The sequence below is a fragment of the Corynebacterium striatum ATCC 6940 genome, assembly GCF_000159135.1.
Classification (GTDB): Bacteria; Actinomycetota; Actinomycetes; order Mycobacteriales; family Mycobacteriaceae; genus Corynebacterium; species Corynebacterium striatum.
Genome location: NZ_GG667531.1, coordinates 23,086 through 43,974, shown reverse-complemented (window position 1 = coordinate 43,974; position 20,889 = coordinate 23,086). Strand labels below are relative to the sequence as shown.

At 59.8% G+C, this 20,889-nt stretch carries 20 protein-coding genes; 8 read left to right on the top strand and 12 right to left on the bottom strand.

The genetic code is table 11. From position 1 onward, the window contains the following. Positions 1-53: 53 nt before the first annotated feature. Positions 54-1,139, bottom strand: a complete 1,086-nt coding sequence (gene dapE / locus HMPREF0308_RS11745; RefSeq protein WP_034657583.1) for a succinyl-diaminopimelate desuccinylase — start codon at positions 1,137-1,139, stop codon at positions 54-56. An 89-nt stretch (positions 1,140-1,228) separates the two neighbouring features. Between dapE and HMPREF0308_RS11740 the strand changes: the two genes are divergently transcribed. The 3 genes from HMPREF0308_RS11740 (at position 1,229) to HMPREF0308_RS11730 (ending at position 5,139) form a co-directional block, all read left to right on the top strand. Further along, positions 1,229-2,590, top strand: coding sequence for an amino acid permease (locus HMPREF0308_RS11740; RefSeq protein ID WP_034657582.1), 1,362 nt, complete (start codon positions 1,229-1,231; stop codon positions 2,588-2,590). Positions 2,591-2,670: 80 nt separating this feature from the next. After that, on the top strand, positions 2,671-3,648 hold the full coding sequence (gene dapD / locus HMPREF0308_RS11735; protein ID WP_005531889.1) for a 2,3,4,5-tetrahydropyridine-2,6-dicarboxylate N-succinyltransferase: 978 nt from the start codon (positions 2,671-2,673) through the stop codon (positions 3,646-3,648). 123 nt (positions 3,649-3,771) lie between these two features. Continuing rightward, complete coding sequence (locus tag HMPREF0308_RS11730; RefSeq protein ID WP_100618608.1) at positions 3,772-5,139, top strand: amino acid permease; 1,368 nt, start codon at positions 3,772-3,774, stop codon at positions 5,137-5,139. A 57-nt stretch (positions 5,140-5,196) separates the two neighbouring features. Here HMPREF0308_RS11730 and HMPREF0308_RS11725 read toward each other — a convergent pair whose 3' ends face one another. The 10 genes from HMPREF0308_RS11725 to typA form a co-directional block, all read right to left on the bottom strand. After that, entirely contained in the window at positions 5,197-5,580 is a 384-nt protein-coding gene (locus HMPREF0308_RS11725) for a hypothetical protein (protein WP_005531884.1), read from the bottom strand. Positions 5,581-5,790: 210 nt separating this feature from the next. Then, positions 5,791-6,354, bottom strand: a complete 564-nt coding sequence (locus HMPREF0308_RS11720; protein ID WP_005531882.1) for a GtrA family protein — start codon at positions 6,352-6,354, stop codon at positions 5,791-5,793. Between the two features lie 51 nt (positions 6,355-6,405). After that, entirely contained in the window at positions 6,406-7,221 is an 816-nt protein-coding gene (locus HMPREF0308_RS11715) for a pseudouridine synthase (RefSeq protein WP_005531880.1), read from the bottom strand. Between the two features lie 19 nt (positions 7,222-7,240). Further along, a complete protein-coding gene (gene dapC / locus HMPREF0308_RS11710; RefSeq protein ID WP_005531878.1) occupies positions 7,241-8,338 on the bottom strand; it encodes a succinyldiaminopimelate transaminase in 1,098 nt (365 codons plus the stop codon). A gap of 103 nt (positions 8,339-8,441) precedes the next feature. After that, on the bottom strand, positions 8,442-8,765 hold the full coding sequence (gene fdxA / locus HMPREF0308_RS11705; protein ID WP_005531876.1) for a ferredoxin: 324 nt from the start codon (positions 8,763-8,765) through the stop codon (positions 8,442-8,444). Between the two features lie 50 nt (positions 8,766-8,815). Then, positions 8,816-9,196, bottom strand: coding sequence for a hypothetical protein (locus HMPREF0308_RS11700; protein ID WP_005531874.1), 381 nt, complete (start codon positions 9,194-9,196; stop codon positions 8,816-8,818). Next, the gene (locus tag HMPREF0308_RS11695) at positions 9,193-10,062 is read right to left on the bottom strand and encodes a PIG-L family deacetylase (protein ID WP_005531872.1); all 870 of its coding nucleotides are present in this window, start codon (positions 10,060-10,062) and stop codon (positions 9,193-9,195) included. The genes HMPREF0308_RS11700 and HMPREF0308_RS11695 overlap by 4 nt, the downstream gene beginning before the upstream one ends. Beyond that, on the bottom strand, positions 10,052-11,629 hold the full coding sequence (locus HMPREF0308_RS11690; RefSeq protein WP_034657580.1) for an ABC transporter family substrate-binding protein: 1,578 nt from the start codon (positions 11,627-11,629) through the stop codon (positions 10,052-10,054). Before HMPREF0308_RS11690 ends, HMPREF0308_RS11695 begins: the two co-directional genes overlap by 11 nt. 163 nt (positions 11,630-11,792) lie before the next feature. Then, positions 11,793-12,638: a type IV toxin-antitoxin system AbiEi family antitoxin domain-containing protein gene (locus HMPREF0308_RS11685; RefSeq protein WP_005531869.1), complete on the bottom strand. Its 846-nt coding sequence runs from the start codon at positions 12,636-12,638 to the stop codon at positions 11,793-11,795. Positions 12,639-12,868: 230 nt separating this feature from the next. Continuing rightward, complete coding sequence (typA, locus tag HMPREF0308_RS11680) at positions 12,869-14,779, bottom strand: translational GTPase TypA (RefSeq protein ID WP_005531868.1); 1,911 nt, start codon at positions 14,777-14,779, stop codon at positions 12,869-12,871. Between the two features lie 399 nt (positions 14,780-15,178). On the opposite strand from typA, the gene HMPREF0308_RS11675 reads away from it, so the two are divergent. From HMPREF0308_RS11675 to HMPREF0308_RS11665, 3 genes are read left to right on the top strand one after another with little or no spacing between them, the layout of a single operon-like run. After that, on the top strand, positions 15,179-15,856 hold the full coding sequence (locus HMPREF0308_RS11675; RefSeq protein WP_049062672.1) for an Rv1157c family protein: 678 nt from the start codon (positions 15,179-15,181) through the stop codon (positions 15,854-15,856). Next, positions 15,856-16,392 (top strand): ribonuclease FAU-1 family protein, encoded by a 537-nt coding sequence (locus tag HMPREF0308_RS11670; RefSeq protein WP_005531866.1) that lies wholly within the window; start codon positions 15,856-15,858, stop codon positions 16,390-16,392. Before HMPREF0308_RS11675 ends, HMPREF0308_RS11670 begins: the two co-directional genes overlap by 1 nt. Before the next feature lie 55 nt (positions 16,393-16,447). Continuing rightward, complete coding sequence (locus HMPREF0308_RS11665; RefSeq protein ID WP_005531865.1) at positions 16,448-17,377, top strand: DUF808 domain-containing protein; 930 nt, start codon at positions 16,448-16,450, stop codon at positions 17,375-17,377. Between the two features lie 25 nt (positions 17,378-17,402). Here HMPREF0308_RS11665 and zupT read toward each other — a convergent pair whose 3' ends face one another. Continuing rightward, positions 17,403-18,203 (bottom strand): zinc transporter ZupT, encoded by an 801-nt coding sequence (gene zupT / locus HMPREF0308_RS11660; RefSeq protein WP_034657613.1) that lies wholly within the window; start codon positions 18,201-18,203, stop codon positions 17,403-17,405. 101 nt (positions 18,204-18,304) lie between these two features. Here zupT and HMPREF0308_RS11655 point away from each other — a divergent pair, with 101 nt between their 5' ends. Then, positions 18,305-19,432, top strand: a complete 1,128-nt coding sequence (locus HMPREF0308_RS11655; RefSeq protein WP_005531863.1) for a hypothetical protein — start codon at positions 18,305-18,307, stop codon at positions 19,430-19,432. Between the two features lie 44 nt (positions 19,433-19,476). Beyond that, positions 19,477-20,889 (top strand): hypothetical protein, encoded by a 1,413-nt coding sequence (locus tag HMPREF0308_RS11650; protein WP_005531861.1) that lies wholly within the window; start codon positions 19,477-19,479, stop codon positions 20,887-20,889.

Sequence of the window (20,889 nt, the reverse complement as noted above, 5' to 3'; positions counted from 1 at the left end):
GCTTTGGGACGCTTGGGGTAACTGCGGGAGGGTGGCTTGTACGACTGTAGCGCCTAAGCGGTGGTCAGGTACTGCAGGAGTGCAGTGGATACGGTAGTGATCTGCTCGATGGGGACCTGCTCGTCCTTCTTGTGAGCAAACCCGGGATCGCCCGGGCCAAAGTTCACGGCCGGCGTGCCCATCTCGGAGAAGCGGGCCACGTCGGTCCAGCCAAACTTGGCGCGGAACTGGCCGCCGACGGCGTCGACAAGCGCGCGTGCCGCAGGCTGTCCCAGCCCGGGAAGTGCCGCGCCAGCTTCGTCGTCAACCTCGATGCTGACGTTCTCGTGCTCGCCGATGACCTCGCGCATGTGCGCCATTGCCTCCGGCAGGCTGCGGTCCGGCGCGAAGCGGAAGTTGACGAACATCCAGGCCTCGTCGGGAATCGTGTTCGTGGCCACACCCGACTCCAGGTGCACGATGTTCAGGCCTTCCTTATAGGTACAGCCGTCGATGGTGACCTCACGCGGAACATAGTTGGCCACGTTCATCATCACCGGAGCCAACGTGTGGGCAGCATTAGAGCCCAGCCAGGCGCGGGCAGAGTGGGCGCGGGTGCCGTGGGCCGTGACCCGCAGGCGGATGGTGCCCTGGCAGCCTGCCTCGATCATGGCGCCGGAGGGTTCGCCGAGCAGCGCCAGATCACCGTGCAACCACTCCGGATGATCCTTTTGTAGGTGTCCCAGGCCATTGAACTCGGTGGCCACCTCCTCGCCCTCATAGGCGATGACGGTGAGATCGTGGGCGAGCTCTGGGGCGTCGTAAAGCGCGGCGAAAGCATGCAAATACACAGCCATGCCGGATTTCATGTCGACGGTGCCGCACCCCCACATGATGTCCCCTTCCATGTGGTGGGGAACGTTGTCAGCCAAAGGCACGGTGTCGATGTGGCCAGCCAAGACCACACGGGAATCTTTGCCCCAGTTGGTGCGCGCGCATACGGTATTGCCATAGCGTACTACCTCGACTTTTTCGCTGTCGAGGCCGCGCAGGGCGGCTTCGACAGCATCGGCAATCGCCTCCTCGTGATGCGATGGGCTCGGAATATCAACGAGCGCTTTGGTCAATTCGATCGGGGACGCAAACAGATCTAAAGTCACAAAGCGCCATCGTAGCGTCCACGGATGTCTGCTGCATTGTGTAATATCCCCTTGGTCAACTTAAAGCGCGTCACAAAAGGCGGATGAATATGGCAGATGCCACACAGCAACTAAAGACTCGCCACCTCACCATGATGGGTCTCGGATCGGCCGTCGGCGCTGGTCTGTTCCTCGGCGTTGGTCTCGGTATTCAGATTTCCGGTACCTCGGTTCTCGTCTCCTATGCGATAGCCGGCGCCCTCGTAGCCGTCATCATGTGGATGCTCGGCGAGATGGCCGCAGCCCGCCCTTCCCTGGGCTCCTTCTCCACCTATGCCGGACAGGCTTTCGGCAACTGGGCCCGTTTCACCTTGGGCTGGATTTTTTGGTTCATGCTAGTCATGGTTATGGGCGCAGAGATTACCGGCGCTGCAGCCATTATCTCCTCGTGGTTTGACATCGCCCCCTGGATCCCAGCGCTCATCGCTGTGTCCTTCTTCGCCGTGGTGAACTTCGCCGCAGTCCGCGGATTCGGTGAGTTCGAGTTCTGGTTTGCCATCATCAAGGTCGCGGTTATCATCGCCTTCCTCGTCGTTGGTGTCCTCATGTTCGTGGGCGTGCTGCCTGGATTCAACGGCGATTTAGCCGGCACAAACTTCACTGAGAACTTCCTGCCTAATGGCCTACCTGGCTTTGCGGCTGGACTGCTTGCTGTGGCCTTCGCCTTCGGCGGTATTGAAGTGGTGACCATTGCCGCCGCTGAGTCTGAGGATCCAGCACACAACGTGGCAACCGCAGTCCGCGCGGTCATCTTCCGCATCATGGTCTTCTATATCGGCGCCATCGTAGTCATCACGATGATCCTGCCATTCGCCGACATTCAGGATGCCGACGCTGCCGCGGATTCCCCGTTCACCCTGGTTCTGGAAGCAGCCAAGATCCCATTCGCTGCAGGCTTCATGGAAGTCATCATCGCCCTGTCACTGCTGTCCGCGTTCAACGCGCAGATCTACGCCACCTCCCGCCTTGTTCATGACATGGCCAAGGATGGCTCCGCACCTAAGGTCTTCCTCACCAAGAACCCTTCCGGCTCCCCGGTCTTTGCCGTCATCCTCTCGATGGTTTGCGCCTTCGCATCGGTACTCCTGCAGTTCTGGAACCCACCAGGACTTCTGGCCTTCCTCTTCAATGCGGTCGGCGGCTGCCTGCTGGTGATCTGGACCTTCGTGGTTGCTTCCTACCTGAAGCTGCACCCCATCATGGCTGCCAACAACGAGCTGACCACCATCCGCGTCATCGCCTACCCGGTACTGCCATGGGCCACTTTGTTGGCCATGGCGGTGCTGGTCGTGCTCATGCTCCTCGATCCCTCTGCCCGCAACCAGGTCATTGCCGTGCTCGTACTAACGGCCTTCCTCGTCGTTGCGTCGCAGTTCACAAAACCGCGCCAAGTAGCTACGGAAACTAGCTAGCTGTGTAAGCTGTAGCGGTAAAAGATGTCGCCTGGGGTTTCTCGGGCGATTCCCGGCAATCAAAAGGTTCACTTCTAGATATGACTTCTGCATCCGCCCGCGGCCTTGCCACCCTGACCCACGATGGAACCGTCCTTGACGTATGGTTCCCTGCCGTTCACATCGGCGAGGACGCTAACGTCACGAAGACCGGCACCACCCGCTTGGAGCAGACCCCACAGCAATTCGCTGCGCTGGTGGGCCCGGACGAGGAGCGCGGCGTGGCTCGCGTTGCAGTTGAGACCGCCATCAAGGATCTGGATGAGGCCCCGGTGGACACCTACGACGCATACCTGCGCCTCCACCTCCTCTCCCACCGCGCGGTCAAGCCGCACGGCCTGAACATGGACGGCATCTTCGGCCTGCTGGCTAACGTTGTGTGGACCAACTACGGTCCTTGCGCGGTTGCCGACTTCCAGATGGTCCGCGGCCGCCTGTCCTCCCGCGGCCCCGTTACTGTCTACTCGGTGGACAAGTTCCCGCGCATGGTGGACTACGTCGTGCCGACCGGCGTCCGCATTGGCGACGCCGACCGAGTCCGCCTCGGTGCTCACCTCGCTGAGGGCACCACGGTCATGCACGAGGGCTTCGTGAACTTCAACGCCGGAACCCTGGGCGCCTCCATGGTTGAGGGCCGCATCTCCGCGGGTGTTGTGGTCGGTGACGGCTCTGATGTTGGCGGCGGCGCTTCCATCATGGGCACGCTTTCTGGTGGCGGCAAAGAAGTCATCTCCATCGGCGAGCGCTGCCTGCTGGGCGCCAACTCGGGTATTGGCATCTCGCTTGGCGACGACGCCGTAGTCGAGGCCGGCCTCTACGTCACCGCTGGCACGAAGATCGCCGTGTTCGGCAAGATCGCCGAGGCTCTTGGAGTCAAGGAAGGCGACACCGTCAAGGGCTCACAGCTCTCCGGAGCTTCTGGCGTCCTGCTGCGCCGCAACTCCGTCTCCGGTGCCGTCGAAGCCACCGAGTGGAAGGCCGATGCAGTAGCCCTCAACGAGGACCTGCACAAGAACTAAGCTTCTGCCGAGCCCCCGGTTCATAGCCCCCTCGCAGGCGCGTTCTAAACTGGGAAGGTGACTGCATCGACATCTTCCTCATCAGGCTCTCTTGGCAGCGGCCTCAAGGTCCGCCACCTCACCATGATGGGCCTCGGCTCAACCATAGGCGCGGGCCTTTTCCTTGGAACCGGCGTTGGTATTTCCGCCGCAGGCCCCGCTGTGCTCCTCGCCTACCTCATCGCTGGCTTCCTCGCCATCCTCGTGATGCAGATGCTCGGCGAGATGGGCACCGTTATCCCCGCCTCCGGTTCCTTCTCCGAGTATGCCGAACACGGCATCGGACGCTGGGCCGGATTTACCCAAGGCTGGATTTACTGGCTCGCTACCGTTGCAGTCCTAGGCGCTGAAATCACCGGCGCGGCCGGCTTCATAGGTTCGTGGTTCAATGTATCGCCGTGGATTCCGGCCGCAGTGTGCGTAGCATTCTTTGGCATCGTCAATCTCCTGCGCGTACGCCTCTTCGGCGAGTTTGAATACTGGTTCGCTGCCATCAAGGTCATTGTCATCGTCGCCTTCCTGATCGTGGGCTTCCTGCTCATTTTTGGCTTTTTACCAGGGCACGAGTTCATCGGTACCAAGATCTTCCTCGAAGACGGCTTCATGCCGAATGGCCTCGGCGGCGTCGCTGCAGGTCTGCTCGCCGTTGCCTTCGCATTCGGCGGCATCGAGGTAGTAGCCATCGCGGCCGCCGAGTCTGAGGACCCTGAGAAGTCCCTCGTCAACGCGGTGCGCTCCACCATCTTACGTATCTCGGTTTTCTACCTGGGCTCCGTTCTGGTCATCACCTTCCTGTTACCGTATTCCACTCTCGGCGGCGCTGACACCGCAGCACAATCGCCGTTTACTCAGGTGCTCGACCGCGCTGGTATTCCGGTGGCCGCCGGCTTCATGGAAGTCATCATCGTGTTGGCACTGCTCTCCGCATTCAACGCGCAGATCTACGCCTCCTCGCGCATGATGCACTCGCTGGCCTCTCGCCACGAGGCACCGCAGATCTTTACCAAGACCAACGAGCGCGGCGTCCCCACCAACGCCATCGCCCTGTCGGTGCTCCTCTCTGTGGTCATGGTCGTGCTCAACTACGCCGACACGGGCTGGTTGCTCCGCTTCATGCTCAATTCTGCTGGCGCTTCCCTGCTCATCGTGTGGGTATTCATCGCGGTGAGCCAGCTGCGCCTGCGCCGCCGCCTGGAAGCTATCCACCCGCTGCCCATTCGTATGTGGGCTTTCCCGTACCTCACGTGGTTCTCCCTGGCCATCTTCGCGGCCATTGCGGTGCTCATGCTGACCGACGCCAGTGCCCGTGTTCAGCTGCTCTCGGCCGCAGCGATGTTTGCAATTCTCGCAGTCGCCAGCGTCATCAATGCGAAGATGCGCGGGATTTCCCCGACCTCGACGCTGCCGCTTCCCGACGTCGAAAAGCGCCTCAATAAGCAGCTCGAGGACTAGCCATCCGCAACAGATCGCACCGGCCCCTCGCCGGTGCTACTGCCTTTTTAGGACCTCCTAGTTGATGGACACATGTCCGTCAGGAGTAAAAGTCGCGACGCTGCCTCCGCTTTCCATGGCGAACGTTCCATCAAAGTCATTAGTCAGTGTGATGCCTTGAATGGTGGTGCGAGTGCCCGGTTCCATTGTCTTAGGCGCCGAGTCCGCCAGGCCGCCGCCCGGTAGGCCTGCGGTCATCGACTTAACAAATTCCAGTTGTCCTGATTCACTCTTAGCGACGGTATCGGCCGAATCCATTCCCACAGGGGTTTCCACTTGTGGCGTATCAACCATTGTCATTTGGCAAGTTGCATAACTGCCGCTCTGCTTAACGAAGCAATAACCGTCGCGGATGAGCACGACCCAAGTTATCTCATTAACCATAAAGTACTGTTCGTCCACAACCTTCAGGCTCGGTGCAACGGGTGCTCTCTTCCGACGTCGCCGAGCTCGTCACCGTCGCAGACACAGCGGCAGCGAAACTAGGCTCAGAATCCTGCGAATTGTCGGAGGAACCAGACGAACAGGCAGTCAACGCACCAGCGAGGGCAGCGCAGGAAAGAAGAGAAAAGAGCTTATTCATACCTTCACCTTACTGCCGCCAAAGTACTTTTAGAGCGGATCCTCTTGGGCAACGACGACAGGCGACTTTGGCTTCGAGCGGAATGTCCACAGCTTATTGATGACAAAATTGATCGGCATAGCGACCACGATGGAAATCGCATTCGCCCAGTAGCTCTTGTTTCTTAATCCAGAGGAGTCATCGAAGATATCGCTTGGTAGCTGGACCGGCGAGTTCGTGTTGATCAAAGCGACCATAACAATCTGCGAAACGATCATCGCACCAACGCCCGTGATGAGGAATGGGAAAAAGCCCCGCAACCAGGACACCTTCTCCACCGAGCCAAACGTCCATTTGCGGTTGAGCTGGTAATTCCAAATATTTGCAACCAAAAAGGCAATGAATGCGAAGACGTTGTACCAACGGATGTTGAAATCCGTGAACGGGATCGCCCAGAAAGGATCGTAGTAGTGCAATCCAAAAGCAGAATCAAAGATCTTTTTGGTGGCAATGAACACCGCTTGGTTCACCAACACACCTGATCCACCGACCATGCCGAACTTAATGAACTGGCCAAAATTGGAGGCAAACCGCGCAAAGGTCAAATCCGCCATAGCTCGCCCCTTAGCGTCGTCTAAAATTAAAACCTATTAGAGTCTAGTCCTTCACCCTTGCGCAGCGAAAAACTGACGCCGCGCGCCACATATCGGATCGATAAATTCTAAGCGCTCGTGTACCAACTGCAAAGGCTCCGAGAAGTCATAGAGATCCAGCCCTTTATCCACTGGATAAGTGTCATCCCCGCAGATGGGACTACCCAAGTGGTTCAACAAGACCCGCAGCTGATGCGTGTGCCCGGTCAGCGGTTGGAGCTCCACGTCCTTGCCGCTCGCACGCACAAAAGTCTGCGTCGGCGTACCCGCCGGATCCACGACAACCTGTCTGCTTCCGTGCGGCTTAGCCATCCTCAGCGTCACCATGCCCTCAAACTGGAGTGGCTGCGTCACCCGAGCGCGATAAGTCTTGTGCATCTGCCTGTCCTGGAACATGTGCTGATACAGCCCACGCGTGCGTGGGTTCACCGAACACACCACAACTCCAGCCGTGAGCCTATCGAGGCGATGCAACGGAACAATCTCATCATTGTCCATATCCACGCGCAGGCGAGTCTGCAGAGTCTCGCGCACGATTCGTCCATTCGACGTCGTGGGCAGGAAATGCGGTTTGTCAACGACAAGAAGATGCTCATCGGCATAGAGCACCTGATAGTCGAAAGGAATGGGCGGCTCCGGCGGGACCTCTGGGTGGTACCACGCAGGAATAGGGCACTCCAGCCGCGTTCCGGGCTCTAAGAGTGCACCCGCCGGAAAAGGAGAATCCCCAGCCTCGGCCGCCCAATACTGCGGCGCGGCAGGAACGGTGCCATGCAGCACCGCCTTCCGCGGGCTTATCCCCTCCCGCGCTGGCGGTCGAAAAGCCATGGGCAGGCCCTCGACCTATTTACTGCGCGAGGCGGGCAACAGCGGCGTCGATACGCTCGTCGGTGCCGTTCAAGCCGATGCGCACGAACTTCTGCCCCGTTGGGCCGTAGAAGTCACCAGGGGCGACCAAAATACCGCGTTCAGCCAGCCAGTCCACCGTCGTGCGGCAGTCTTCATCGCGGGTAGCCCACAGGTACATGCTGGCCTCAGAATGCTCAATGCGGAAGCCTGCCTCCGTTAGGGCACGCAGCAGCTTCGCACGGCGGGCAGCATAGCGACGAACCTGCAAGCTCTCGGAGTCGTCGTCGTTGAGAGCTTCAACCATCGCCGCCTGAATCGGCCCCGGCACGATGAGACCGGCGTGCTTGCGCAGCTCCAGCAGCTCCGCGATGAGCTTCGGATCGCCAGCGAAGAAACCGGTGCGGTAAGACGCCAAGTTGTGGGACTTCGACAACGAGTGCATAGCAATCAAACCCGTGGTGTCACCGTCGTTTACGCGTGGATCCAAAATGGAGACCGGCTTCTTGTCATCGTCCCAGGCCAGCGCCAAGTAGCACTCGTCGGAGGCCACAATAGCGTCGTTCTCACGTGCCCAAGCCACCACGTCGCGCAGCTCCTCCACGCTCAAGACGTTGCCCGTGGGGTTGGAGGGAGAATTCACAAATGCCATCGCAGCATCGCCGAACGCGGCTGGGTCGTCATTCCGCTCAGGAGTCGCCCCGGCGATGAGTGCGCCAACCTCGTAGGTCGGGTAAGCAACAGACGGAATAATCACCCGCTCACCGCGCATGCCGAGCAACGTCGGCAGCCAAGCGATGGCTTCCTTCAGACCAATGACAGGAAGCACACCGATAGCCTCTGGCTCCACATTGGTGCGGCGATGCACATTGCCGCGAATCGCGTCCTGCAGAGCGGCCGTACCTGCAGTGGTCGGGTATCCAGGAGCCTCCGCATTTGAAGCCAGCGCCAGCTGGACGCCCGGAGCAACCGGGTCCACAGGGTTGCCCACAGACAGATCAACGATTCCGTCCGGATGCGACTGTGCCTTCTTCTTCGCGTCTGCAAGAGAATTCCACGGGAAGTCAGGCAGTGTGTTTCCGAGCGGTTGGCGAGCCATGAGTCTAAAACTCCTTGAGCGTTATGGCGATGAATATGCGGCTAGCAAACAATTAACCCCGGCCTTGTTCACGCCAGCGCATGAATGGGCCGGGAATTTAAAATTAATCCTGATTTTGCGGCGGAAGCGCAGCAATCATCGGGGCGTCGAAGTCCTGCGGTCCGAGCGCGGCTGCTCCGCCTGGAGAGCCCAGGTCATCGAAGAACGCAGCGTTTGCGTCGTTGTAATCGATCCACTCGTCCGGAACATCATCCTCGTAGAAAATGGCCTCGACCGGGCAAGCAGGTTCACAAGCGCCGCAGTCCACGCACTCGTCAGGATGGATGTACAGGGAGCGCTTGCCTTCGTAGATGCAATCGACTGGGCACTCTTCAACGCAAGCGCGGTCCATCACATCGACGCACGGCTGCGCGATTGTGTAAGTCATGAGGTGCTAAAACTCCTGTTTTCACGGGTTTTGGGATGTTTAACAGTATGTCACTTCTGTTTGAAAAATGGGAAAATTCCGCCACCGATTCCAGCTATCAGCAGCAGAAGCGAAAGAATATTATTTGCCAGCCACATATCCCCAGTTACCGCCGCACCCAGCGCGAATGCTAAGTAGCCAAGTAACCAAGCAGCCAAAGGCACGAGACCAATGTAGGCATTATCACTCCACAGCCGCGCTGTGCGCGTGAGCACTCCATTGAACCACCAGGCCACAACAATAGTGATGGGAAACGCCACACTTGCGCCGTCGGGCAGTGGAAGGCGCGCCGTGAGGTAGACAACCTCCAAGACCAAAGAGGTCAATGCACCGACTGCCAACCACACCAAGCCGGTAACCTGCTCGCCCCGCGTGAACTGGTTTAAAATCACAGCCCCTCCAGCAAGCTGATGGCTGGCTCGCCTTGACCCAACTGGTAGTGCTCGGCGCGCAGCAACGGCATCACCAGCAGATTCGACAAACCATAAGCACCAACAGCCACCTCAGGGTCAACGATCCCCGCAACGGCTGCCTCGGGATTCGTCTCCGTAACTGTTGCGTCAGCCACCCAAATCTGCGTGGCATGGGCAACCATGGCGGCGCGCTTGGCGGCGAGGGCGGCGTCGGAAAGCGCATGCTCTACCGCATGTGACTCGTTGGTGAAGTTGTCGAGGTACGCCTGGTCTGGCTTGGCCCAGCCCTGCGGCGCGACCACCTGCTCGAGCGCGGCGTAGTGGGCGCTGCGCTCAAAGATGGCCCACCAAATGCGCTGGCGCGGATCCGCCGCAGCGTGAACTGCCTTGTGCACGGCGATGTGGTCCGGGTGACCGTAACCGCCGTCCGGGCCGTAAGTCAAAACGATGTGTGGCTGAATCTGAGCGAAGTGTTCCTTGAGAAGCACCACTGCTTCATCCACGCGGTTGACCAACGCGCGGGGATTGTCGTGGGCCGGCGAGCCCTCCATGCCGGAATCGCGGAAGTAGCCAAAGCCGCCGAGCTGGATTCCCTGCACACCGAGGATGCGCAGGGCGTCGGAAAGCTCGCGAGCGCGGAAGCCACCGAGTTGATCGGACTCGCATAGGCCTTGGTAAGGAGCGCCGATAACCTCGCCCTCCTCACCGAGGGTCGCGGTAATCACCGTGACATCGGCGCCGCGGGCAGCCATATCCGCCAGCGTTCCGCCGGTAAACAGCACCTCGTCATCTGGATGCGCGTGCACAGCCACCACGCGGTAGCCCTGTAAATCCTTATTGTTCATCTTTCCTCCACGTCGGTGCTGTAACTAGCCCTGCATCCCAATCCTCGATGCTTTGACCGGGCCCTACGATACCCCTGCCCAACGCGTGAATACGCACCTCGTCCATCAACGGGACATAAAGCACCTGCTCAGCGTTCAGCTTACGGACTCGCTCCAGACCTTCCTCCGGGGAGATGCGACCAGAGAGAATCTCGCTGACGGTTGCCTCGGAGTTCTCGGGGCAGAATCCAGAAAAATCGCTGAATACCATTCCAGCCTCTTCGCATAAGAAGTGGCTAGCCATTGTTGCGGGCTTGACGGCGAGGGACTCCCAGGAGACCAAGGCGTCGACCTCACCGCGAGGCAGCAGCGTGCCGGTGATGGTTTGGGTGCGCTCGGATACGACCTCTGCGCCAATCGCCTGAGCTTCGAGGACGTCCACGATGGTGCGTGCAGCGGCCATAGCCTCCGAGTTGGTGGGGTCCGCGGCGATGCGCAAAGGCTTGCGTCCGGCGCGCTCGCGCAGCGGTGCGAGCTCCACATCCCCGCTGACAGGGTTTTGGCCAGGGCGCAGCTCCGAAGCGCGGCCGGCGGCCAGGCGGGCTACTTGGTCGGTTTCGATGAGCGAGGCTAGGGCGCGTCGCTGGCGCTCGTCCGGTAATGCAGACTGTCGCGCGGACAGGTGCAGGCGCAGCTGCCTGCCGCGGGTTACGGTTCCGGCATTGACGTTGCTGAGCAGGCTGAGGTTCTCCAGGGAGGTTTGTTCTGGGGTGAAATCGACAAATCCCACCTGACCGGAGCGCAGCATATTGACGGCCTGGCCGGTGTTGCGGACGGTGCGCAGCTGAACGACGTCGACAAGCGCAGGGTCAGCTCCCCAAAAGCGATCGTTACGGTTGAGGGTAATGACTCCCCTGCCGCGGTCGACGCCTGCGACGGAATAACGCCCAGCGGATGCCGGGATTCCGTCTGCGAGCGCTCGAGTAAATTCGGCGTCCTGCAAAAGATGGGAGGGCAGCAAGTGAGCGAACAGGCTGTGCCAATCGGCTACTCGCTCGCTGAAATCCACCGTCACCACGCGGCCGGCCGAGGAAGTATTGACCTCTTTGATGGCGTAGTAGGCTGCGGCATCGCTGACGCCTGCGGTGGAGGTCATCTGCGTCCACAGGTAGTGGAAATCGCTCCCGCTGATGGGCGTGCCATCCGACCATTGGGCGGGCGAGGCGATTTTATAGACCACTCGCTGTGCCACTCCCTCGGGTGGCTGGACCTCTTCGGCGCTGGCGAGGACGTCGGTGTCCATGTGCTCGCCGTGGAAGGCAGAAGGTAGCACGAGCTCGGCGATTTGGCTGACTAACTCATTATTATTTGCCACAAGGTGCGGGTTGAGGCCGCTGCTGAGTGGGTCCACGCCGATGGCGACGGTCTCGCGCTCGGTGCTCTCTTCCTCCTCAACAGGAGTCGGCGTTTCCGTCTCCGTGCTCTCGGCTGCGGGTTTTTCCTCCACCGGTGGAGGACCCGGGTTGGCCATGCAGGAGGTCAAGACGCACATGGATGCGATCAAAGTCGCTGCGCTCAGCTTCTGCACGGAAGGCCTGCCTTTCTTGGTTGAACTAGCACTACTCTAGTCGGCGTTAATGCTCAGTAAGTGATTGGCGTGCTATTGAGCTTGTGCTGCTTTCGAACCATCTTTCTGCTGGTTTGCGGGGCTGTGGGTACGCAATGATGGTCGAAGTGCACGTTGGGAACGCTCAGTGCCAAAACAAGTGCGGCTCCAACATCCGCAGGATGGCTAGGTGCCAGGTGCGGACCAGCTTGTGCCTATCGCTGCTGAAGTCCGGATACTCGAAGGTGCGTACCTGTTCCACAATCGCCGGCAAATGATGCGCCACGCAATGGCCTGTGTAGCGCAGCGTTCGCCAGCCGCGCACGATGGCATCGTTGTTCTTCCAGTGGTCCTTAATCCAGGTATCGAGGCCGGAATGGAACTTGCGACCGTTAATCTCGATGGCGATGCGCTGCTTCTTTAGCACGATGTCCCACAGGTAGACCCCGATAAATACGTTGCACTCCACGTCCAGGCCTACCGCCTTGAGCGCCCGCGCAACCTTTATCTCGGCTGAGGAGTCCGTAAAGAGAACGGCGTCTGAGAGTGCCCTTTGGGTGCGCTTGCTTATCCGTGCTAAACGACGCCTCTCCTCCTCCAGCCTGCGCCTTCCCTTAGCGCCGCTATAGACGGCCTCCAACATCTGCACTGCTGAGGTGTGGTCAAGAAAGGAGACTGCCACGAGTGGGTTATGCACCCGCAGCCCGTTGACCTCGGTGTAGTCGACGACTTGGCTGCGCGTGAACCGAAACAGCAGGCCACTGCGCATCTTGTTAGGGCCGGCGATGTGCACCGGAAAGCTGAGTTCCTCACCTTTTAGCAGCTGCGCTGCGGTAGTTCCCGTGGCCCAGCAGCGATGTTTGGATTGCAACAGCGCGAGGGCCTCTCGTGGTGTGGGCTTGCCCCGAGCGTAAACTCCCCGTGCGACCCTGGTGATTTCGCCTTTGCGAATGAGCGTTGCCAATTGTGAGCGGCTAAGGCCAGGTTCCATGATTCTCTCCCCCAAGTTCTCCCTGTCTTGGGGCAGAAGCTAGCAGTTTGGTTCTTGCTCTGCTGCACTCGAACCATCTTTGCGGGCCTGTTTGGTCAATTTCAGGGCCTTAGATGGTTCGAGTGCACAATTTGGGAACACCCTTTTCGCACTGTGCACACAAGCTGCGCCCGCCGACCCGGAAAACACAAAACGCGGCCCCCTTTCAAGGGACCGCGCCTTGCTAGCTCTTACTTGTTGAGCTGCTTTGCACGAGAAGCCGCACGCTTACGGTCGGTAGCCGACAGCTCGACCTTGCGCACACGCATGACGTTAGGGGCAACCTCGACGCACTCGTCGGTGCCACAGAACTCGAGGGCCTCATCCAGAGAAAGGGTACGAGCCTTCGCCAAGGTCACAGTTGCATCTGCAGTAGCAGAACGCATGTTGGTGAGCTTCTTTTCCTTGGTGATGTTGATGTCCATATCCTCATCACGGTTGTTAGCGCCCACGACCATGCCCTCGTAAGCCTCCATACCTGGCTCGACGAAGAAGTCGCCGCGGTCGGCCAGCTGCTGCAGAGCGTATGCGGTGATCTGTCCGGAGCGGTCAGCAACCAGGGAGCCGGTAGCGCGGGACTTGATCTCACCAGCCCAAACATCCAGGCCGTCACCGATAGAGTTCGCGATACCTGCACCGCGGGTCTCGGTCAGGAACTGGGTGCGGAAGCCGATAAGGCCACGTGCTGGGATACGGAAGACCATACGAACCCAGTCACCCTCGCGGACGTCCATGGACTGCATCTGGCCCTTGCGAGCAGCGAGCAGCTGGGTGATTGCGCCCTGGTGCTCAGACGGGGAGTCGATGGTGAGCATCTCGTAAGGCTCCATCGTCTTTCCATCAACAACCTGGGTAACAACCTGCGGCTTGCCCACGGTGAGCTCAAAGCCCTCGCGGCGCATGTTCTCGATCAGAACAGACAGAGCCATCTCGCCGCGTCCCTGCACCTCCCAAGCGTCAGGTCGCTCGGTCGGCAGAACGCGGATAGACACGTTACCGATGAGCTCCTGGTCCAAGCGAGCCTTGACCATACGTGCGGTGAGCTTGTCTCCGCCGCCCTGGCCTGCCATTGGAGAGGTGTTAACGCCGATGGTCATGGAGATTGCTGGCTCGTCGACGTGAATCTGCGGCAGTGCGACGGGGTTGTCAACATCAGCGATGGTGTCGCCAATCATGATATCTGGGATACCGGAGATAGCGATGATGTCGCCTGCAATTGCCTCGATGTCCGGCTGACGCTCGAAACCAACGGTACGCAGCAGCTCAGCGACCTTGACGTTCTTGGTAACTTGGTTGCCCTCGTCGTCCCAAGAAATCCAAGCGACCTGCTGGCCCTTCTTGATCTTGCCGGAGTAGATACGCAGCAAAGCAATACGGCCCAAGAAGTCGGAGGAGTCAAGGTTGGCAACGTGTGCCTGCAGCGGGCCGTCGACGGAAGCGGAAGGCTCCGGAAGGACGTCGTAGATAACGTCGAAGAGCGCCTGCAGGTCCTCAGCCGCAGGAACGTTGCCGTCGCCTGGGTTCTCGGTAGAAGCCTTGCCCTCACGGCCGGAAGCGTAAAGAACCGGCAGGTCCAGCAGAGTCTCAGCAGCAGCTGCTGCCTCTTCGTCCTCAAGGCCGGAAGCGATCTCGAGCAGGAGGTCGTGAGACTCGCTGACGACCTCGTCGATACGAGCGTCCGGGCGGTCGGTCTTGTTCACGCAGATGATGACCGGCAGCTTGGCTTCCAGCGCCTTGGTCAAGACGAAGCGGGTCTGTGGGAGCGGACCCTCGGAGGCGTCGACAAGCAGCACAACGCCGTCGACCATGGAGATACCGCGCTCAACCTCGCCGCCGAAGTCGGCGTGGCCTGGGGTGTCGATGACGTTGATGATGAGGTCTCCGCCGTCCTTGCCAAGGCCCTTGCGGTGGATGGCGGTGTTCTTCGCCAGAATGGTAATGCCGCGCTCGCGCTCCTGGTCATTGGAGTCCATGACGCGGTCCGTGTGCTCGCCGTGGTCGCCGAATGCGCCGGACTGCTCCAGCATGCCGTTGACGAGGGTGGTCTTACCGTGGTCAACGTGGGCGACGATGGCGACGTTACGGAACTCGGTGTTAGTCACTGGTGGGGTGCTCCTTAAAAGCAAAATGGGAGCGCGAAAGCGCGAAGATTTTTGAACGGGGTCTAAATATACTCTGACACCCTTTGAATTGCAGCATTGAAGCGCATGAAGAGCTGTAGAAACACAAGTTCCAGGGTTTTGTAACGAAACGATATACGCGAACGAAATATGACGTAGCAGTCAGGTTTAGGTCTTGACCGCAAGGAAAAAGTGAATATTGTTACTGCAGATACTATTGTGACTTCTGTGACGAGCGTTGTTTCCAAGCACCTCGCCGGGCCGAAGCCCGCAATCCCTACTGCACCCAACACAAGGATTCTGATAACAGTGAGCACTCCGAGCACCACCAAACGCGCTCAGCACAACCACGGACCCCGCCTCCGCGCGGGCTCCGGAGTTATTGCTGCCGCCACCACGGCGCTCATCGGTCTAGCCGCACCACTTGTCGCCCCCGCACAAGCAGACGCGCCGGACCTATCCTCACTGGAGGCCCAGGCCGCTGCACTCTCCCCTTTGGATGAGCTCGGCCGCCCGAAAGAAGACACCCAGAACCGCATCCGCGAATTCGCCGCACAACCCTGGATGCCCCAGGAGCTGCGCAGCGCCATCCTCTCCGGCCTCGCCTTTTCCATGGGTGAGGGAGGCGATGCCGGCGTAGCAATGCCTGAGGGCCAAGGCCCCGCCTTCCGCCAGTTCTACTGGCCTACTGTCTCCGCACAGTGCATCGGCGGCCAAGCCAACTCTGTGGGTTCCGCCATCGCGGTCCCCGGCCCCACCCAGATGCCTGCGCCTGGCGCCGGCGAGGGCGAAGCAGTCTTCCTCTTCACCGCAATGGGAACCTCGCCTGCCGCCAAGGAGCAGGGAAACATGAACGTACGGTGGTTCAACCTGGACACTTTCCAGTCCGGCATCACTCCACTGTTCAATAACGGGATCAACCAAGATGGCCCCACCACGGTTTCGGGCCGCGCGGTTACTGGCAAGGGCACAGTCGTGGCCCTTTTGTCCGGCTCCGTCAACACTCAAGAATCTACGTGTAGCTTCCCGCCCACCGCAGCCTTCCTAGAGGTGATTTAATGAGCGCAGACCTGCATCCAGTCAAGCAAGAAACCTTTAATACGGTAAGCAACGTCAACGTTGACCCCAAAGGATTCCTCCGCGAGGTAGACACCTACCGTGAGACCGACTTCGGCCTCTACATGGCCCGCGGCGCCAATCACCCGCGCTTCGGCTACCTCGAGTCATGGCTGCTTCCGAAACTGGGTTTGCGGGCAAACATCTTCCACTTCCGCGAGGGTGTGGACGCGCGCCAAGACTTCTACTTCGATGTCGCTGACATCGATAACACCGATGGTGTGTGGACCACGCGTGATCTGTACGTCGACTTGGTTTCTAACACCGGCGAGCCCATCGACGTCCTCGACATCGACGAGCTGGCCGCCGCCACCTCCGCAGGCCTCATCTCCGCGGAGGAGGCCGAGCGCGCCATGGAACGCACCCTCACTGCAGTCGAGGGCATCACTCGTTACGGCGATGATGCAATGGCTTGGTTGCGCACGCTGGGCATCGAACTTTCCTGGGCTGAATCTGTCAGCCTGACTCCGGCTGAATAGGTGCGTAGAGTATGGAGAGATAAATTACTCTCCAAATGAAGGATGCATAACACCTATGGCTGGTGGACTTTTTGCACTGCTTGACGACGTCGCACTCATCGCCCGCTCCGCTGCTGCCAGCGTTGATGACGTAGCAGCTCTTGCCGGTAAGACCTCCGTGAAGGCGGCGGGCGTGGTCGTGGACGACGCCGCAGTAACCCCCCAATACGTCGCGGGAGTCACCCCTGCCCGCGAGCTGCCAATGATTTGGCGCATCACCAAGGGCTCCCTGATCAACAAACTTGTCATCATTTTGCCCATCGCCTTGTTGCTTTCCTGGATTGCGCCATGGGCATTGACTCCAATCCTCATGTGCGGCGGCGCTTACCTGTGTTTCGAGGGCGCGGAGAAGATTTTCCACCACTTCATGCCGCACGAGGAGCATAAAGAGGACGCGGAACCCAAGGAAAAGGACCCCGACGCCGAGAACAAGCTGGTGAAGGCCGCCATCACCACCGACCTCATCCTGTCCGCGGAGATCATGGTGATCTCTCTCAACGAGGTCATCAACGAGCCCTTCTGGCTGCGTTTGGGCACGCTTGTGGTCGTGGCCATCGCCATCACTTTGGCTGTGTACGGCGCCGTGGGCTTGCTGGTCAAGATGGATGATTTGGGTATTAAGCTCCTAGAGCGCCACAACGGGAAGTCCGCTCTGGGCAACCTCCTAGTCAAGGGCATGCCGATTGTTTTGAATATCATCTCTGTCATTGGCACCGCCGCGATGCTCTGGGTGGGCGGCCACATCGTCATCAAGGGAATCCACGAGTTCGGTGCTGAGCAGCCTTATGGCTTCATTCACCACCTGACCGAGTCCATCTCCAACGGCGCACTCGCCTGGACCGCCGACACCGTCTTCTCCATGCTCTTCGGCTTCCTGCTCGGCGCTGTCATCGTCACGGTGATCATGGCCGTGAAGAAGTCCGCGGGCAAGGACGCCCACGCCTAAGCAGCGCCAACACAGGCGGCGCGCCTTATAAGAACATCAACAGGGAAAGCGCCATGATCGCCATTCCGGCGATGAGCCCGTAAATGGCGTAGTGGTGCTCCCCTGTTTCCTCTGCCGTGGGCAGCAACTCGTCCAAGGAAATAAAGACCATGATGCCGGCGATGGCAGCAAAGCTAAAGCCCATCGTGGCCGGCCCCATCAGAGGCAGCAGCAGGAGGAAACCAACTACCGCACCCACTGGCTCTGCCAGACCAGAAATGGTGGCCCACCAAAAGGCCTTGGCGCGCGAACTAGTTGCCTCGCGCAGGGGCACGGCGACGGCGATGCCTTCGGGAATGTTGTGAATTGCGATAGCCACCGCAACCGGGATCGCAATTCGCGGATCCTCTAGTCCCGCGAGGAATGTGGCGAAGCCCTCCGGAAAGTTATGGAACGCCAACGCACACGCGGTGAACACGCCAGTCTTTATCAAGCGCTTGCGGCGCGCCGCCTCCTCAGTAGTCGCGGGCTCGTGCGGATTAATCTCCTCCGGCACCAGACGGTCAATAATCGCAATAACCGCAATGCCCGCGAAGAAGGCCAATACCAACGCCCAGGTGCCGGTCTTCTCGCTGCCATAGGCCTCGGTGAGCTGGTCAAGACCGGTGGGGAGGATCTCCATGAACGATACATAGAGCATCACACCTGCAGAAAGGCCAAGTGCCGCCGCCATGAAGGCCGGACCAGGGTTGCGTTTGCTGACTGCGATGCCGGCACCGATGGACGTCGACAAGCCGGCGAAAAGCGTGAGGCCAAAAGCCATGGCTAAGGTGGACAGCGAGTACATCATCTCTGACTATAGAACACCAGCCTGTGCCTGCTCGACTGCGAGGTGCGTAGGCTAGAGATACATACAATCCTTAGTGCAGGACAACATGGGAGGCGCCGTTGAACGGAAACTTGTATCCGCTGGCGAAAAGCTACTTTGGTGTCGAACACGTTGCGGTGCTCGACAACGTAGTGCTGTCCACCGCGCTCTCCCTGCCCACGCTAAGTGAAGCGCCGCTCGCGCTCGACGTGACTTTGGAGGCTGACGCCTTTACCGGTGGTTGGCGCGTGCGCAGCCACTTTGGCATCCTGGGATACCTCGATGCACAAGAGGCCGCCGACTACCCCGCCCTCGACCGCGTGCGTGCCTCAGGGCTGCAGCTATCTACTCGGGCCACGGTTGAGATCCTCCCTACGGAAGGCTGCGTGGACGTCGCTGTGAGCTTGGGGCTGGCGCCATGGATGATTCCTAACAATGACCAGCCAGCCGGTTCGGTGCTTCTCTGCGGGGGCTTGGGACTGCTCGTTGATACGGCTTCAGGCCAGCTTAATGACGCCCAGCTGGACCAGATGGGCACGCAACAGCTGTTTGTCACGCTGCATGATGTGGAGGGCGACATCGTGGCTGCGACTCCTGGCACGGTCCTGGGCGGTGTGGCCGCAGCTGGCCAGCAGCCGCACCTCAACGCCATTCTGGAGCGCGCAGCTGGCCAGGGCACCACGGTTGCGGCCCGCGCTTTTAGCGCGGATCGGCGCCTTGCTGTCGACGTTCCCTCCCCCGACGCCACTGAGTTCTTTGCGGCCAGCGTCCCGGTACTAGGCATTCCGCCATCCCGCCCAGCAATTCCACCCGCCACCGTAGAGCCGGCCACCTTCATGGCATGGGAGACCGGCCTCGACGCCGCGGACTTCAGCGCTGACTTGCCGCACGGCATGCGTCACATCGCAAGCCCCACTGCTCCGCAGCCGGAGCCCGTTACTGCACAGCCAGAACCCGTGGCCGCCCAACCAGAACCCGTGGCAGCCCGGCCAGAGCCCGCCGCCCAGCCGGAGTCCGCTGCTCCAAGTCAAGCGCACGCAGAGCTAGCAGACCTTGTCAGTCACATGCCAGGCCAGCAAACGCTAGCGTGGCGCGATTTACCCACAGCTGCGGCACCGGGCCGCTTCTCCTCCGAATCGGCCCGCGTAAGGGCCCGCCGCTCCCAGCGCGACGCCGCCCACCGCCGCGGTGGCAACCACCGCAAATAACCCGCTTAGGTCGCCGCACTTTAAACCGATACGAAAGGTCCTTCATGCTTTCTTCTCATCGCCGCTTGGTACGCCTGAGCGCCGTCGTTGTGGCCAGCAGCCTACTGCTTTCTGCCTGCGGCGAAAGTGAATCTGCCAACTCCCGAATCATTCAGGGTTTGCATCAAAAGAAGCCGAGGGAACCCATCACCCGTGCGATGAGCGATCTTGTGTCTTCCGAGGTGGCTAAGGGCCTGGGCACCGACAAGTACGGCCTGCCCACCGCACATGGCGCCCCGTTGGCTTCTGGTGCCTTAAAAAAGTGCCCCGATTTCAAAGGAGATACCTTCCAGGCCATTGCGGATTCCCAGACGCTGGAGGACCACGAAATTGAGGTCGACTACGGTCTCGACAAGGCCGACCTTTCTTCGTGGGACGGTATGTGCGCGCCCATCAAGTTTGAGGGCAAAAACGTCTTTGCCACCGTGGCCACCGTTCCTTATGCGTCCAACGGCAATGACGTCACTGGGCCGATGCTCTACATCTTCGACGGCCACAATGGCACGCCACTGGTCACGCAGCCTTTCGATTTGCCCCAAGAATTTACAGGCACAAAGCTGTCCGATTTTGCTGTTTCGCAGGTTGGCGAAGAACTGGTGTTTTCCCAGTCCGATGTTGCAAAGTCCGCGGCCCCGCGCATCTTCGCGCTCTCCCTGGCTGACGCCACAACCAAGATACTTGAGCAGCCTAAAGCTAGCGGTGAGCAGCACCGCTTAGAGGAGTTTCCACTGGGTGAGACATACGTATATCTAGTTCAGCGGACGGGCGAGGAAGGCGACCAGCTCCTGCTCATCGATGCGCTGAGCGGTGAGGAAAAGGTACTGGTCGACGCCAATGCTCCTGGATTCATCGACGGGGAACTGCCACAGGAGACAAAGGGCTACACGTTCCTCCACAACAACGACTTTGTGGTCGGCATCTCGGATAACGCGGCACGCCCCACCTTTGTTTATGATGAGGCTCATGGCGCGCGCATGCTTGGCGACGCCTTCCCCACCGCCAACCCCGATGACCCCGCCAAGGTCACGAGCCCTACCGGCACTGTGGTGCGCAACAAGCTCACTCTGTTGGATAAAGACGAGGGAATCCGCGTGATCGACCTCGCATCTGGGGAAATGATCAAGGAAGTCTCGAACGAAGACATGACCAAGATCTTTGAAACCGAGGATTACAAGGAAGAGGGTATCTCCGCGATTTCGGATGGCATGTCACTCTACCTGGCCACTGGCCAAACACAGGAGTCCACCGAACGCTACAAGGTCAATCTGGAAACGCTGGAGGTTGAGGAAAAGCAGCCCAAGGTCGTGCCGCTTTTCGATACCCAAAACTTGTTCTATTCCGGCTCAACGCTTTTTGCCAACTTTGGTGAGTCTGGCGGCACGATTCCGGCCACCGGCATCCACGCCTATTTTGACTAG

Bases quoted from the DNA above. Each gene is read 5' to 3' on its own strand.
- HMPREF0308_RS11740 (WP_034657582.1), top strand. From the start codon at position 1,229: ATGGCAGATGCCACACAGCAACTAAAGACTCGCCACCTCACCATGATG.
- HMPREF0308_RS11665 (WP_005531865.1), top strand. From the start codon at position 16,448: ATGGCTGGTGGACTTTTTGCACTGCTTGACGACGTCGCACTCATCGCC.
- fdxA (WP_005531876.1), bottom strand. From the start codon at position 8,765: ATGACTTACACAATCGCGCAGCCGTGCGTCGATGTGATGGACCGCGCT.
- dapC (WP_005531878.1), bottom strand. From the start codon at position 8,338: ATGGCTCGCCAACCGCTCGGAAACACACTGCCTGACTTCCCGTGGAAT.
- zupT (WP_034657613.1), bottom strand. From the start codon at position 18,203: ATGTACTCGCTGTCCACCTTAGCCATGGCTTTTGGCCTCACGCTTTTC.
- HMPREF0308_RS11670 (WP_005531866.1), top strand. From the start codon at position 15,856: ATGAGCGCAGACCTGCATCCAGTCAAGCAAGAAACCTTTAATACGGTA.
- dapD (WP_005531889.1), top strand. From the start codon at position 2,671: ATGACTTCTGCATCCGCCCGCGGCCTTGCCACCCTGACCCACGATGGA.
- HMPREF0308_RS11715 (WP_005531880.1), bottom strand. From the start codon at position 7,221: ATGGCTTTTCGACCGCCAGCGCGGGAGGGGATAAGCCCGCGGAAGGCG.
- HMPREF0308_RS11685 (WP_005531869.1), bottom strand. From the start codon at position 12,638: ATGGAACCTGGCCTTAGCCGCTCACAATTGGCAACGCTCATTCGCAAA.
- HMPREF0308_RS11650 (WP_005531861.1), top strand. From the start codon at position 19,477: ATGCTTTCTTCTCATCGCCGCTTGGTACGCCTGAGCGCCGTCGTTGTG.
- HMPREF0308_RS11720 (WP_005531882.1), bottom strand. From the start codon at position 6,354: ATGGCGGATTTGACCTTTGCGCGGTTTGCCTCCAATTTTGGCCAGTTC.
- HMPREF0308_RS11695 (WP_005531872.1), bottom strand. From the start codon at position 10,062: ATGAACAATAAGGATTTACAGGGCTACCGCGTGGTGGCTGTGCACGCG.
- HMPREF0308_RS11730 (WP_100618608.1), top strand. From the start codon at position 3,772: ATGATGGGCCTCGGCTCAACCATAGGCGCGGGCCTTTTCCTTGGAACC.